At 64.2% G+C, this 13,569-nt stretch carries 12 protein-coding genes and 1 pseudogene; 5 read left to right on the plus strand and 8 right to left on the minus strand.

Going from position 1 to position 13,569, the window contains the following annotated elements; all coding sequences use genetic code 11:
- Positions 1-121: 121 nt before the first annotated feature.
- The 4 genes from tilS to cysS all read right to left on the minus strand — a co-directional run bounded on the left by tilS (position 122) and on the right by cysS (position 4,754).
- A complete protein-coding gene (gene tilS, locus EYF70_RS17445; RefSeq protein WP_131146542.1) occupies positions 122-1,504 on the minus strand; it encodes a tRNA lysidine(34) synthetase TilS in 1,383 nt (460 codons plus the stop codon).
- A gap of 155 nt (positions 1,505-1,659) precedes the next feature.
- Complete coding sequence (locus EYF70_RS17450) at positions 1,660-2,634, minus strand: acetyl-CoA carboxylase carboxyltransferase subunit alpha (RefSeq protein ID WP_131146543.1); 975 nt, start codon at positions 2,632-2,634, stop codon at positions 1,660-1,662.
- Between the two features lie 72 nt (positions 2,635-2,706).
- On the minus strand, positions 2,707-3,369 hold the full coding sequence (locus EYF70_RS17455; RefSeq protein WP_131146544.1) for a DNA-3-methyladenine glycosylase family protein: 663 nt from the start codon (positions 3,367-3,369) through the stop codon (positions 2,707-2,709).
- Positions 3,369-4,754, minus strand: a complete 1,386-nt coding sequence (gene cysS, locus EYF70_RS17460) for a cysteine--tRNA ligase (protein WP_131146545.1) — start codon at positions 4,752-4,754, stop codon at positions 3,369-3,371. The genes EYF70_RS17455 and cysS overlap by 1 nt, the downstream gene beginning before the upstream one ends.
- Positions 4,755-5,028: 274 nt before the next feature.
- On the opposite strand from cysS, the pseudogene EYF70_RS17465 reads away from it, so the two are divergent.
- From EYF70_RS17465 to EYF70_RS17475, 3 genes and pseudogenes are all read left to right on the plus strand, one after another.
- A pseudogene (locus tag EYF70_RS17465) lies at positions 5,029-5,598 on the plus strand (peptidylprolyl isomerase); the annotation flags it as partial.
- A gap of 204 nt (positions 5,599-5,802) precedes the next feature.
- Positions 5,803-6,294 (plus strand): peptidylprolyl isomerase, encoded by a 492-nt coding sequence (locus EYF70_RS17470; protein WP_130185100.1) that lies wholly within the window; start codon positions 5,803-5,805, stop codon positions 6,292-6,294.
- 35 nt (positions 6,295-6,329) lie between these two features.
- Positions 6,330-7,073 carry a UDP-2,3-diacylglucosamine diphosphatase gene (locus EYF70_RS17475; protein WP_229420429.1) on the plus strand — a complete coding sequence of 248 codons (744 nt, stop codon included), beginning with the start codon at positions 6,330-6,332 and terminating at the stop codon, positions 7,071-7,073.
- A 427-nt stretch (positions 7,074-7,500) separates the two neighbouring features.
- Here EYF70_RS17475 and EYF70_RS17480 read toward each other — a convergent pair whose 3' ends face one another.
- Positions 7,501-8,100, minus strand: coding sequence for a DinB family protein (locus EYF70_RS17480; protein WP_131146548.1), 600 nt, complete (start codon positions 8,098-8,100; stop codon positions 7,501-7,503).
- 120 nt (positions 8,101-8,220) lie between these two features.
- Between EYF70_RS17480 and EYF70_RS17485 the strand changes: the two genes are divergently transcribed.
- Positions 8,221-8,826, plus strand: coding sequence for a glycoside hydrolase family 19 protein (locus EYF70_RS17485; protein WP_131146549.1), 606 nt, complete (start codon positions 8,221-8,223; stop codon positions 8,824-8,826).
- Positions 8,827-8,906: 80 nt separating this feature from the next.
- On the opposite strand, the gene EYF70_RS17490 is transcribed toward EYF70_RS17485, so the two are convergent.
- Together EYF70_RS17490 and EYF70_RS17495 are read right to left on the minus strand one after the other, a co-directional pair.
- Entirely contained in the window at positions 8,907-9,665 is a 759-nt protein-coding gene (locus EYF70_RS17490; protein WP_131146550.1) for a tetratricopeptide repeat protein, read from the minus strand.
- A gap of 105 nt (positions 9,666-9,770) precedes the next feature.
- Positions 9,771-10,298 (minus strand): DUF1439 domain-containing protein, encoded by a 528-nt coding sequence (locus tag EYF70_RS17495; protein ID WP_229420430.1) that lies wholly within the window; start codon positions 10,296-10,298, stop codon positions 9,771-9,773.
- 165 nt (positions 10,299-10,463) lie between these two features.
- Here EYF70_RS17495 and EYF70_RS17500 point away from each other — a divergent pair, with 165 nt between their 5' ends.
- A complete protein-coding gene (locus tag EYF70_RS17500; protein WP_131146552.1) occupies positions 10,464-11,264 on the plus strand; it encodes a DUF72 domain-containing protein in 801 nt (266 codons plus the stop codon).
- Here the strand turns inward: EYF70_RS17500 and EYF70_RS17505 are convergent.
- Positions 11,231-13,462, minus strand: coding sequence for a bifunctional SulP family inorganic anion transporter/carbonic anhydrase (locus EYF70_RS17505; protein ID WP_131146553.1), 2,232 nt, complete (start codon positions 13,460-13,462; stop codon positions 11,231-11,233). The genes EYF70_RS17500 and EYF70_RS17505 overlap by 34 nt on opposite strands.
- Positions 13,463-13,569 lie beyond the last annotated feature (107 nt).

Genomic DNA, 13,569 nt, shown 5'->3' on the forward strand with positions numbered 1-13,569 from the left:
ATCGGTTGAAGTAAAGAGCCTTTTACTGTACCTGCTGCAATGCAAAAGGACAAGTCAAAAAAGTAATGAAGTCATACACTTAGGGCATAAGCTCATAAGAATATGGCTGGGTCGCCGAACTTTATTCGGCCTGCCAGCGCAGTGCTACGCGGAAATTCGCGTCAGTGGCAACATAATGGCAATCCATGCCGATGCCGGCCGCATACAACAGTCGGCCCGGAATGCCGACCACCGGCAGGCGCGAACGCTCCCAGGCCGGCGTGCCCAGCGACTGGTGGTGCTGCTTCAGGCCGCGCGTGGGCCGGTTCGGTGCGAGCTTGACGCGCTCGCCGCCGCGGCGGAACGAGATCGTCAGTTGCTGCTGTTGCAGCCAATCGGCGGCGATGCCCTCCTCCGCCGGCTCGAAATGCAGCGTGCCGCCATAGTCGGGGAACGCGATCGACGCTTCGCCGTTCCAGCGGAAGTGCTGGACGGGGCGTTCGTCGTACTCGTCTTCCTCGGCGCCCGCCAGTTCCTTCGGTTTCGGCACCAGGTGCACCCGGCCGCGGTGGCGGCGCACTTCGCAGTCGGGGTGCGTGACGAGCAGTTCCGCGCCATCGCGCGCTTCCAGCAACTGGGCGATCATCTCGGCCAGCCACGCGGCGGACGGGATGCGGATGCCGCGCACGCCGAACCAGTGGCGCAGCAGGTTGTTGCGGCGGTCTTCGCCCAGCGCGCGCAGATGGTCGACGGCGATGCTGCCCTCCGCCAGCCCGGCCTGCAGGTCCTGCTCGGCCAGCTCAGTCAGCAGGCGCTGGGCCGAGCGGGCATGCGCGGCGCTGCGGGCAAAGCGCTCCTGGTAGCCGGGGAACGCCACGGCCAGCGCCGGCATCACCGTGTGGCGCAGCGCGTTGCGGGCGTAGCGGGTGTCGCTGTTCGATTCGTCGTCGATGTGCGCGATGCCGTGCGCGCTTGCGTGGGCTTCGAGCTGGGCGCGCGAGGCTTCCAGCAGCGGGCGCGCCAGCAGGATGTCGGCGCTGCCCAGCAGGCCCGGTGCCGTGTTGAAGGCATCCATGCCGGACAGGCCGGCCGGGCCGGCACCCCGTGCGAGTTGCAGCAGGATCGTCTCGGCTTGATCATCGAGGTGATGCGCCGTCAGCAGCAGCGCCACGCCATGTTCGCGGCACAGCTCTCCCAGCGCCGCATAGCGTGCCTGGCGCGCCGAGGCTTCGGTGCCGGATTTGCGGTCCGCCAGGGTGACCCGGCGCGCGGCGAAAGTGATGCCGAGCTTTTCGCATTCGGCGGCGCAGTGGGCTTCCCAGGCATCGGCGCTCGGGCTCAGGCCGTGGTGGATGTGGAAGGCGAACAGCGGCGCGCCGTCGACGGTGGCGCGGGCCAGGTGCAGCAGGACGGAAGAATCGAGGCCGCCGCTGTAGGCGATGGCGATGGGCTGGCCGGCTTCGCGGGGAAGCCTGGAGACCTCGCCGGCAAAGACTTGCGGGAGGCTTGTGTGTCGGGACTTCATGCGGAACCCAAAGGCAGGTGCCAGGGTCAGACCCGTCGGGTCTGACCCTAGGGTTTGCCATGGGGGTGAAAGGATGCGTGATGGCGCACTAGCGGGAGAACAGGGCCGGACCCCATCGGCGGTCCGTTCCCATTTTGAAGCAACGTTGTCGCGGATTATTCCGGCGACGTGGTTTCCTTGAACTTGCCGTAGCTCATCAGCTTCTGGTGGCGCTGTTCGAGCAGGTCCTTTGTCTTGACGCCCTGGAACTGGCGCAGCGAATCTGCCAGCGCGCGCTTCAGCAGGCGCGCCATTTCCTTCGGGTCGCGGTGGGCGCCGCCCAGCGGTTCGGAAACGATCTTGTCGACCAGGCCCATGGCCTTCAGGCGGTGCGCGGTCAGGCCCAGCGCTTCGGCGGCTTCGGAGGCGCGTTCGGCCGTCTTCCACAGGATCGATGCGCAGCCTTCCGGAGAGATCACGGAATACGTGGCGTATTGCAGCATCAGCACGGAGTCGCCGACGGCAATCGCCAGCGCGCCGCCGGAGCCGCCTTCGCCGATGATGGTGGCGATCAGCGGCACCTTCAGTTCGGCCATCACGTACAGGTTGTGGCCGATCGCTTCGGACTGGCCGCGCTCTTCGGCATCGATGCCGGGGAAGGCGCCGGGCGTGTCGACGAAGGTGAAGATCGGCAGGTTGAATTTCTCGGCCACCTTCATCAGGCGCATGGCCTTGCGGTAGCCTTCCGGCTTGGGCATGCCGAAGTTGCGCAGCGCGCGTTCCTTCGTGTCGCGGCCCTTCTGGTGGCCGATCACCATGCAGGGCTGGCCATTGAAGCGGGCCAGGCCGCCGACGATCGACTGGTCGTCGGCATAGGTGCGGTCGCCATGCAGTTCATGGAAGTCCGTGAAGATCTCGTTCACGTAATCCATCGTGTAGGGCCGCTGCGGGTGGCGGGCGATCTGCGATACCTGCCACGGCGTGAGCTTGGCGTAGATATCCTTGGTCAGTTGCTGGCTCTTCTTGGCGAGGCGGTCGATTTCTTCCGAAATGTCGACGGCGGAATCATCCTGCACGAAGCGCAGCTCTTCAATCTTGGAATCGAGCTCCGCGATGGGCTGCTCAAAATTGAGGAAAGTAGTTTTGGTCATTGGTCCTCCGAGAGTATGAACCCAGGGCGCGCTCGCGCAGGCGGAGCGGGCGAGGCTTCAAAATTTTTTTGGCTATTCTACCGGAACAGGATCGAGGCTACGCCATAAATACCAGGTGGCGACAGTGCGATACGGTTCCCAGTTGGCCGCCACCTCGCGCGCATCGCTGCGGGAAACAGGCTCGCCGGAAAAATAGTTGTGGCTGATGCCCGCGATCAGGCGCGGGTCGTCCAGCGGCAGCACGTTGGGCCGCAGCAGGTTAAAGATCAGGAACATTTCCGCTGTCCAGCGCGTGATGCCGCGAATCTGGACCAGCTCCGCAATCACGGCTTCATCTTCCATCTGGTGCCACTCGCCGGCATGCACCTTCTTTGCCTTGAAATTGTCGGCCAGGTCGAGGATGTATTCCGTCTTGCGCTTGGAGAGGCCGCACGCGGCCAGTTCTTCCGCGCCAGCCTTGATGACGAGCGCGGGGGTGAATTTGGGGATCGCCACCAGCAGCTTCTGCCATGCCGCGCTGGCGGCCTTGGGCGTGACCTGCTGGTTGACGATGGAGCGCGCCAGGGTGGTGAACGGGTCGTCGTGCCCCACCAGGTGCAGGTCGCCGAACTGGGGAATGAGCTTGTTCATGATGCGGTCGCGCCGCATCAGCTCGGCCTTGGCCTCTTCCCAGTATGGCGGCACGGCCACCTGGCGGCCCGTGCCGCCCGATTTATCCCTGGACTGGAGCACCATTATGCGCGGCGCCAGTTCGTCGTGCCGTCGGGCTTGTCCTCGAGGACGACGCCGGCAGCCAGCAGGTCGGCGCGGATCTTGTCCGCCTGCGCGAAGTCGCGCGCCTTCTTCGCCGCAGCGCGCGCCGCGATCGCCTCGAGGATGGCCACTTCGCCGAAGCCGTCGGCCACGCCGGCCTGCAGGAATTCCTGCGGGTTGCGCTCCAGCAGGCCCAGCACGGCGGCCAGGCCCTTCAGCTGGCGCACCGCTTCCGGCGACTTCGACCGGTTCACTTCCGAGGCCAGGTCGAACAGTACGGCGACCGCGATCGGGGTGTTGAAGTCATCGTCCATCGCTTCCGCGAAGCGTTGCGCATGCGGCTCGTTCCAGTCCAGTTCCGCGCCGTCGCCCTGCACGCCGTCGAGGGCCGTGTAGAGACGGGTCAGCGCGCCGCGGGCATCCTCGATATGCGTGTCGGAATAATTCAGTGGGCTGCGGTAGTGGGCGCGCAGGATGAAGAAGCGCACCACTTCGGCATCGAATTTCTTCAGCACGTCGCGGATGGTGAAGAAATTGCCGAGGGACTTCGACATCTTCTCGTTATCGACGCGCACGAAGCCGTTGTGGATCCAGTAGTTCGCCAGGGGCTTGCCGAACGCCCCTTCGGACTGGGCGATCTCGTTTTCATGGTGCGGGAATTGGAGGTCCTGGCCGCCGCCATGGATGTCGAACTGTTCGCCGAGCAGCGCGCACGCCATCGCCGAGCATTCGATGTGCCAGCCCGGGCGGCCACTGCCCCACTTGGAGTCCCATTTCACTTCGGCCGGTTCGCTTTCCTTCGAAGCCTTCCACAGCACGAAGTCGAGCGGATCGCGCTTGCCGGTATTGACGTCCACGCGCTCGCCGGCGCGCAGATCGTCGAGCGACTTGCCGGACAGCTTGCCGTAGCCTTCGAAGCCGCGCACGGCATAGTTCACGTCGCCGTCCTCGGCGCGGTAGGCCAGGCCTTTCGCCTCGAGCTTGTCGATGATCGACAGCATTTGCGGCACATATTGCGTGGCATGCGGTACGTCGGTCGGCGGCAGGATGCCGAGTGCCTCGGTGTCCTCGTCCATGTAGCGTTCGAAGCGCGAGGTCAGCGAGTAGATCGATTCGTTGTTGTCGACCGCTCGACGGATGATCTTGTCTTCGATGTCCGTGACATTGCGCACGTATTGCACGTCGTAGCCCGATGCCTTCAGCCAGCGGTAGATGACGTCGAACGCCATCATCATGCGCGCATGGCCCACGTGGCAGTAGTCGTAGACCGTCATGCCGCAGACATACATGCGGACCTTGCCCGCTTCCATTGGAGTGAACGTCTGCTTGTCGCGCGCCAGCGTGTTATAGATCTTTAAGTTGCTCATCGGACTCTTGTTTTCTTCGGCGCCCTGCCCCAACGCACAAAGAGAAAACCGGGTGCCGGCATCGCACGTGCCGCACCGGGTTTTCTCGATCGCCTGGGGTCGGACAGACCCGCCGTAGTTCTTCGCCGGCGCCCCGCAAACGACGCTGCAGGGTGCCTGGCTGTTCTCATGTTCTGCTTCCCGCTCTGAACGGTCTAGAATGGAAGCCGTCGCCAAGTATAGCATTGATAAAATGACCTGGGCTCAATATCCACCCTGCAAGAAAGACAGGAACATGCACAACAATAAGCTGCACTACAGAACCATGATTGCCGGGCTGCTGCTGTCCGGTTCGGTGTTCGCCGCCAACCCGCAGGTATCGCTGAAAACCACCGCCGGCGAGATCGTGCTGGAGCTGAACCAGGAAAAAGCGCCGAAGTCGGTGGCGAATTTCCTGGCGTATGTGAAGAGCGGCTTCTACAAGGACACCATCTTCCACCGCGTGATCGACGGCTTCATGATCCAGGGCGGCGGCTACACGAAGGACCTGAAGGGCAAGCCCACGCGCCCGCCGGTTCCCAGCGAATCGAAGAACGGCCTGAACAACGTGATGTACTCGGTGGCGATGGCGCGCATGGATAACCCGAACTCGGCCACGTCGCAATTCTTCATCAACGTGGCCGACAACATGGCGCTCGACTATCCGAACTTCGACGGCGTCGGCTATACCGTGTTCGGCCGCGTGATCTCCGGCTACGAAGTGGTGGACAAGATCAAGGGCGTGCTGGTGGACGACAAGAGCTTCGTGTTCCAGAACGTGCCGGTCACGCCGATCATCGTCAAGTCGGCCACCGTGCTGAAGAAGCCGATCGAGCCGAAGCAGCCGCCGGGCCAGGCCGCGCAGCCGCAGGCCGAACCCCAGCCGCAGCCGGAACCGCAGCCGGCGGCCGCGCCGGACGCGGCGTCCGGAGCAGCGCCGGCGCCGGCACAGTAAAATAGCGTTTTGCCATGGGCTGCTGTAATATCGCGGCCCTCTTCTGAATACTCTTGCAAATCAACGGAAAAGACCATGACCACCATTACCATCACCACGAACAAGGGCAAGATCGTTGCCGAGCTGGACGCTGAAAAAGCGCCGAAGACCGTCGAGAACTTCCTGAACTATGCGAAGGCCGGCCACTACGACAACACCATCTTCCACCGCGTGATCGATGGCTTCATGATCCAGGGCGGCGGTTTCGAGCCGGGCATGAAGCAGAAGCCGGCCGACCAGACCGTGGAAAACGAAGCCAAGAACGGCTTGAAGAACGAGCCGTACACGCTGGCGATGGCCCGTACCTCGGCCCCGCACTCCGCCTCGGCGCAGTTCTTCATCAACGTGAAGAACAACAGCTTCCTCGACTACCCGGGCCAGGATGGCTGGGGCTATGCCGTGTTCGGCGTGGTCACCGAAGGCAAGGAAGTCGTCGATGAAATCCGCAAGGTGAAGACCACGCGCAGCGGCATGTTCGCCGACGTGCCGGTGGAAGACGTGATCATCGAAAAAGTCGAAGCGGCTTAATTGCCTCGACCTTTGCTTCGAGCTTTGTTTTTGCCTTGATCTTATTTATCTCCGACCTGCACCTGCAGGTCGACCGGCCCGCGCTGACCGAAGCCTTCGTGCGCTTCGTCGATGAGCGGGCCCGTTTCGCCCGGCGGCTTTACCTGCTGGGCGACCTCTTCGAATACTGGGCCGGCGACGACGACCTGGACGATCCCTTCCACGCCCGTATCGCGGCCATGCTGCGCACGCTGGCCGATGGCGGTGTCGAGGTCTTCTGGATCGCCGGCAATCGCGATTTCCTCGTCGGCGAACGCTTCGCTGTCGCCGCCGGCCTGACCCTGCTGCCGGAAACCTGGCTCATTGAAGACCATGGCCGCCGCATCGTGCTCGTGCACGGCGACGCGCAATGCACCGACGACGTCAAGTACATGGCCTTCCGCGCTCAGGTGCGCCAGCCCGGCTGGCAACAGCAATTCCTGGCCATGCCGCTGGCGCAGCGCAAGGCGATCATCGCAGGCCTGCGCGACAACAGCCGCAAGGACCAGGGCGAAAAATCCTACGAGATCATGGACGTGACGCCGCAGGCCATCGACGACGTCTTCGCGCAAACCGGCGCCGACGTGATGATCCACGGCCACACGCACCGCCCTGCCCTGCACACCCGCGGCGGCAAGCTGCGCTACGTGCTGCCGGATTGGGAACCGGAATCCTTGCCGCCGCGCGGCGGCTGGATTGCGATCGGCGACGATGGCGCGATCACGCGGCACGCGCTGGACGGCAGCGTGGAAAACCGGTGACAGGCTCTAATGCCGCTTAGATAAGCCACCCCAAGTGCAAATTCCGGGGTCAGGGAGGAATACTGGCTTGCAAGCCAGTATCGCTACGTCGGCAAGGAGCGATGCTCCTTGAAACCCCGACTACGCCCCGCCGGGGTGAAGCAGGGGTTTCGCGAAGCATGCTTCGCGCCTGCGGAACGGTGCTGGCATGTAGGCCAGCGCTCCTCCCTGACCCCAGCCCTTCGCTGTTGGGGGGGAATGCATGCGCTTTCATATATCAAGTATCGCTTAACTTAACGGCATTCAAAAACGGTGACAGTCACCATTTTTCCGGAAACATTTCCTGGAAATTGGTGACTGTCACCGTTTTTCTGGAAACATTTCCTGGAAATTGGTGACTGTCACCGTTTTTTTTCCTGGAAATCGGAGCCTGCCACCGGTTCTTTTACTACGGCATTTGCTCGCCCCACACCTGCTCTTCGGTCCAGCCCAGTTCGGCGAAGTCGCGGGCGCGCAGGTCGGCTTCGCCTGACGAGTAAAACTCATCCAGTTGCGGCGGTGCGACCGAGGTGCCGGCCAGCATGGCGTGCACTTGGCCGCGGTGGTGGATCTGGTGCTGGAACAGGTGCGCCAGCAGCCGCTGGCGGGTATCGATCTGCAGCTCGTCGCCACGGTCGATGACCACTTGCCTATCCAGCTCGTCGTCGCTCAGTCCGGCGCAATACGCGATCAGCGAATCGTTGCTTTCCCGCTGTGCCTGCCAGAGCGCCGTGCAGGTGGCGTAAGGCTGTTCGGGCTCGAAGAAGCTCTGGTAGTCCGGGTGCGGCGGTTCGCCATGCCAGTCGCGCCACAGCGCATCGAGATAGAAGCGCTGCACGGTGAGGTTGTGGTTCAGCGTATGCCGGATGCCGGGGAAGAAACTCGTGCGGCCCGTGGCCTCGAACTCGGCTTGCGTCAGGGCGCCGCAGGCACGCAGCAGCCGGTGGTCGGCCCACGCATTGTTGTAGGCCTGGGCCAGCAGGTACCGCGAAAACGGTTGGGTCGGCATGTGGCACTCCTCGCGAAAAGATAGCGAGGTTACTTGAAAAAGACGCAAGGCGAAATAAGCTGGATGATGGAGCAGCCATGACAACCCGGGCACAGCCGTGTCCGGTCCTGAGGAGCCATCATGCTGAATGGAGAAACCTTGCGGCGGGCATTCCCCGACTGCAGGGATGCGGACGACTGGGCCGCCGCGCTCGATAGCGCATTGAATCGTTTTCACATCACCACGCGCGACCGTGTTTGCGCCTTTCTCGCGCAGACGAGCCATGAATCGGGCCACTTCAACCGGCTCGAGGAATCCTTGTCCTACCGCACCCCGGCACGGCTGATGGCCGTCTGGCCGAAGCGCTTTCCCAACGAAGCCAGCGCCACGCCGTTCGTGCAGAATCCGGAGCGCCTGGCGAACTTCGTCTATGCGCGGCGGATGGGCAATGGCGACGAAGCCAGCGGCGACGGCTTCCGTTTCCGCGGCCGCGGCCTGATCCAGCTGACCGGCCGCAGCAATTACCACCAGGCCGGTGACGCGCTCGGGCTCGACCTGGTCGGTGTGCCGGACAGGCTGGTGTCAAAGGAAGTGGCGGCGCTGTCGGCGGCGTGGTTCTGGGACAGCCGCGGCCTGAACGCACTGGCCGACCACGACAAGCCGGATGGCGACCTGGAAGACTTCGTGGAAATCACGCGCCGCATCAACGGCGGTACCGTGGGGCTGAAGGAAAGGCTGGCCGCCTAGAAGCGGCTGCGCGACAGCCTGGCGTAACCGGAGGCGCGGCAGTCACGGCCGCGCACGCTTGCACCACCGGCCCTTCTTCACTACCGATGCCGCGGCACCTCGGCAAACGCCGCCTCGAGCCGGCGGATCAGCGGCAGGTTCATCGCATGCGTGTGGCGATCCCAGCGGTCCATGGTCGAATGCAGTTGATTCTGCAGGCGGTGGGCCAGCTGGAATTCGCGGGCCTGCGCCGCCCAGATCGCGAATTCGGCCTTGGCCTCGAAACTGCCGTGGCGTTTCACGGCGGCTTCGAACTCGGCGCGCGCATCGGCGGGGCGCCCCACGCCGGCAAGGGCGCGCGCCAGCAGTAACGTCGTCTGTTCGGGGCGATAGTCGGGATCGGCGCGCCGCAAGTCCTCCAGGTGCGCGATCGCTTCGGCATGCCGCCCGCAGGCCAGCGTGGCACGCGCTGCCCCGAGGCGAATGTCCGGATCGTTGGCGAAGGCGCCTTGCAGGAATGCCCCGAACGTGGCGGCGGCCGCCTCGGCGTCGCCCGCCTGCAGTTGCGCGTTGGCCAGGCGCATCTGGTTATGCGCGGTGGGGGCGAAATCAAAGGCGGCCTGGGCGTCGTGTAACGCGCGGACGGGATCGAAGGCCTGCGCGGCCCCTGCGGCGGACTTGCGGTCGCGGCGTTCGCGCCGCCAGCCCGGCAGGTAGACGCCGACGTAGTACAACAACGCCCCCAGCAGCGGGATCATGAACAGGATCAGCAGCCATGGCACCTGTTGCCGGCTGCGGATCGCATGCACGGCGAAGAAAATCGCAATGAGCACGTGCAGCCCGATTACCAGGATCGACATCACCCCTCCACTGTTCGACGTGCGCTCATTGTAGGGATTTCGATTCCTCCGTACAACTTATCAGGTGCAAGGCAATGGCTTGACGCTTGCCAGCCGATCCGGCGATCACTTGACCGGTTCGAAGCGTACGTTCAGGCCATTGCGCGTGGTGTGGATCGTCGTCGGCACGTACTGCACGCCGAGGTAGCGCAACTCATCTGGCCGGAAATGGTAGACCGGCACGTCGCGCACGAGGCGGTCGACGACGACGTTGGCCGCCGCGGTGAGCTGGCCCTGGATGGGCGCGCCGGCGCCGCCGACCGAGAAGTCGTCGATCCGGGCATCGCTCAGCACGACCGCGTTGCGCACGTTGTCCACCTGCAGGCGGCCGGACAGCATCACGCTGCCCTGCAAGCCAGAGCGCAACAATGGCGACGTGACAGCGACATCGGCGGACAGGCCCAGCCGGTCGTTGTCGCGCAGGATGGCCAGCCGTGGCCGGGACAGCTGCAGCTCGAACACGCCGAGTGCGCGCTGCTCCAGCGGGAAGCGTTCCTCCAGCCCGCGCTGCAGGCGCTCGAGCGGCACCTCGACTTCGCGTGGCCCCGTCAGGCCGGCACAGCCCGCCAACAATGCGGCCGCAACCAGCGGCACGAGTAACAATCCGCGTCGCGGCCTGGAAATCGTCTGCATACATCCCTCATGGCAAAGAGTGCGGATGATAGCCGATCGGTGTGGCGGGCGTGTAAAAAAAGGTAACAGTGCGGCCATGTGCGGAAGCGTACGGTCGCGCCGGAGCGGGCCGCGTACCGTTCATCCATGCAACCGATTTCCGCTGACCTGTTCGCTGACTTATCCGCTGACTCTTCCGCTGGCTTTTCAACCTGTGTCGGCACCGCCGGCTGGAGCCTGCCGCGCGAGACGTGGCAGGCCTTCCCGCCCGAGGGCAGCCACCTGGAACGCTACGCGGCCGTGTTCAACGCGGTCGAGATCAATACCAGCTTCTACCGGCCCCACCAGCCCAAGACGTACGAACGCTGGGCCGCTTCGACGCCGGCGCACTTCCGCTTCTCGGTGAAGCTGCCGCGCACCATCACGCACGAGGCGAAACTGCAGGGTATCGATGAATTGCTGGCCCGATTTGCCGGAGAAGCCGGCGCGCTCGGCGACCGGCTGGGCGCGGTGCTGGTGCAATTGCCGCCCAGCCTGGCGCTGGACGCGCCCGCGGCCGGCGCACTGTTCGATGCGCTGCAAGAGCGGTTCAGCTGCCTGGTCGCCTGCGAAGCGCGCCATGCCAGCTGGTTTACGCCCTCGGCCACGGGCCTGCTGCGGCAGGCTGGCGTGACACGCGTGCTGGCCGACCCGGTGGTTGGCTATACGGGGCCGTTCGAGCCGACAGCCGCGCCGGCGTACGTGCGGCTGCACGGGAATCCACGCATCTACTACTCGCGCTATACACCGGAACGGATGGACGAGGTGCGCGCCTGGCTGGCGCGGCACCCCGCCTCGTGGTGCATCCTGGACAACACCGCGAGCGGCGCGGCCACGGCGAATGCACTGGAGTTGCTGGGCCGGGAACTACCCGATCAGGCGGCCAGTCCGGAACGGTCGGAACGGTAGTCGTCGAAGCGGTCCGGCGTGACCAGCTCGCCGAACTGCACGGCCCGCGTGGCGATGTCGTGGTAGGCGCCGACCAGCCCCATCTCGCCCCGCTCGATGCACGCGCGCAGGTATTCGCTGCCATTGATGATCTCGGCCAGCGAATTCTCGATGTTCTGGCGCGTGACCCGTTCCAGCAATTCCTTGCCGGTCGGAGCCTGGCCACCCGGCGCGCCATGGCTGGCGCACTGGCACTGCCAGATCGATGCCTGGATCTTGCCCGTGATCGTGCCGATGCTGTGCGCATGCTCGTTCTTCAGCGCCAGGCCGACCGCGCCGCAGCTGGAGTGGCCCTTCACGACGATCAGCTTGGCACCCAGCTTGTGGGCGATTTCCAGGCTGCCGATGATTTCATCGCTGATCACGTTGCCGGCGATGCGGATCGTCAGCAGGTCGCCCAGCCCGGCATCGAAGATGATTTCCGGCGACGTGCGCGAATCGATGCAGTTGACCACCACGGCCATCGGGTGCTGGCCGCCGGCGGTGGCATCCACCTGGTGCAGGTAGTATTTCTTGATCCACCGACCGGCCTGGAAGCGCTCGTTGCCATCCTTCAGCAGTTGCAGCACTTCGGCAGGCTGCAGCCGGGTCTGGGTTTCCTTGTCCAGCGCGGGCACGAACTGGATCGGGTCGGCCAGGCTGTATTCGTCGCGCAGGCCGATCACGTTCAGCTGCACGTCGCGCTCGGAAGCCACCACCTGGTAATCCTGGATCGTTTCCAGCACATCGCTGTCGATGTAGTCGGCGTTGCTGGCATCGATCAGCACCTTCGAGCCGGATGGCACTTCCCATAGCGCCGCCTTGATGGTGGCCTTGTTCAGGAACGATACCTGGTTCGGCAGTTCCATCTTGATCACCTCGCCGATGTGCAGGCGGTATTGCTCGATCGCGAAGGGATTGCGGAAGTTGCTGCGCAGCAGATAGAACAGGCTGGCAGCCAGGCCGATCAGCACGCCCATCAGCAGGTCGGTCAGCACGATGGCGGCCACGGTCACTGCGAACGGCACGAACTGCGAGGCGCCCCTGGCGTACATGTCGCGGAACAGCGTGAGCTTGGCCAGCTTGTAGCCCGTCATGATCAGGATCGCGGCCAGCGCGGCCAGCGGAATCTGGTTCAGCAGCGGGCTCAACACCAGCACGGCGGCCAGCAGCAGCACGCCATGGAACACGGCGGACACCTTGGTTGCGTTACCAGTCTGGATGTTGACAGAACTGCGCACGATCACGGACGTGACCGGCAAGCCGCCCAGCAGGCCGGCGCAGATATTGCCGACGCCCTGGGCGACCAGTTCGCGGTTCGGTGGCGATTCGCGCTTGTGCGGGTCGAGCTTGTCCACCGCCTCCAGGTTCAGCAGCGTTTCCAGCGAAGCCACGATGGCGATCGTGGCGCCGACGAACCACACATCCGGGTTGGCGAAGTGGCGCAGTTCCGGGAAGTTCAGGTAGGCCCCCAGGTTGGCCACGTCCACCGGTGGGATCTCGACCAGGTGGGACTGCGCCAGGCTCAGGCCCGGGACATAGCGGCTGAACAGCGCGTGCAGCGCGACGCCCAGCACCACCACGAACAGCGGCGCCGGCAGCAGCTTGACGTTCTTCAGCGGCGTGCGGTCCCAGAACAGCAGCACCAGCATCGACAGTGCGGCGATCACCACCGCGCCGGGCGTGATGCTGCCGAAGGCGCTGGCCAGGGCCGAGAACGTGGTTTCCCCGTTGGCCTGGAAGAACGAGTACTCGTCGGCGTTGTTGGCGTCGTAGCCGATCGCATGGGGGATCTGCTTCAGGATCAGCAGGATGCCGATGGCCGCCAGCAAGCCCTTGATCACGTTGGAGGGCACGTAGTTGGCGATGAAACCGGCGCGGAAGATACCCATCGCCAGTTGCAGGACGCCGGCGACGACGATCGAGGCCAGCAGGATTTCAAAGGCGCCGAGCTTCGTGATGGACGCCAGCACGACGGCCGCGAGGCCCGCCGCGGGTCCGCTGACGCTGGTATGCGAGCCGCTGATCAGCCCGACGATAATGCCTCCGATGATGCCCGAGATAATCCCCGAAAATAAGGGCGCACCGGAGGCCAGGGCAATGCCGAGGCATAATGGCAGGGCAACGAGAAATACAACGATCCCTGCCGGGATATCTTGCTTCAAGTGATGGATATTCATGGGAATACGCGTTCGATTTCATTATCAGCCGTACGCGCCAGCCCCACATCCCACGAATCTGTAATAAGAAACGACGATTATCGATTAATCGTGGGCGGCAATGCTCC

Source organism: Pseudoduganella albidiflava, from assembly GCF_004322755.1.
In the GTDB taxonomy this organism is placed as follows: domain Bacteria; phylum Pseudomonadota; class Gammaproteobacteria; order Burkholderiales; family Burkholderiaceae_D; genus Rugamonas; species Rugamonas albidiflava.

Bases quoted from the DNA above. Each gene is read 5' to 3' on its own strand.
- cysS (WP_131146545.1), bottom strand. From the start codon at position 4,754: ATGAGCAACTTAAAGATCTATAACACGCTGGCGCGCGACAAGCAGACG.
- EYF70_RS17505 (WP_131146553.1), bottom strand. From the start codon at position 13,462: ATGAATATCCATCACTTGAAGCAAGATATCCCGGCAGGGATCGTTGTA.
- EYF70_RS17450 (WP_131146543.1), bottom strand. From the start codon at position 2,634: ATGACCAAAACTACTTTCCTCAATTTTGAGCAGCCCATCGCGGAGCTC.
- EYF70_RS17455 (WP_131146544.1), bottom strand. From the start codon at position 3,369: ATGGTGCTCCAGTCCAGGGATAAATCGGGCGGCACGGGCCGCCAGGTG.
- tilS (WP_131146542.1), bottom strand. From the start codon at position 1,504: ATGAAGTCCCGACACACAAGCCTCCCGCAAGTCTTTGCCGGCGAGGTC.
- EYF70_RS17485 (WP_131146549.1), top strand. From the start codon at position 8,221: ATGCTGAATGGAGAAACCTTGCGGCGGGCATTCCCCGACTGCAGGGAT.
- EYF70_RS17490 (WP_131146550.1), bottom strand. From the start codon at position 9,665: ATGTCGATCCTGGTAATCGGGCTGCACGTGCTCATTGCGATTTTCTTC.
- EYF70_RS17500 (WP_131146552.1), top strand. From the start codon at position 10,464: ATGCAACCGATTTCCGCTGACCTGTTCGCTGACTTATCCGCTGACTCT.
- EYF70_RS17470 (WP_130185100.1), top strand. From the start codon at position 5,803: ATGACCACCATTACCATCACCACGAACAAGGGCAAGATCGTTGCCGAG.
- EYF70_RS17480 (WP_131146548.1), bottom strand. From the start codon at position 8,100: ATGCCGACCCAACCGTTTTCGCGGTACCTGCTGGCCCAGGCCTACAAC.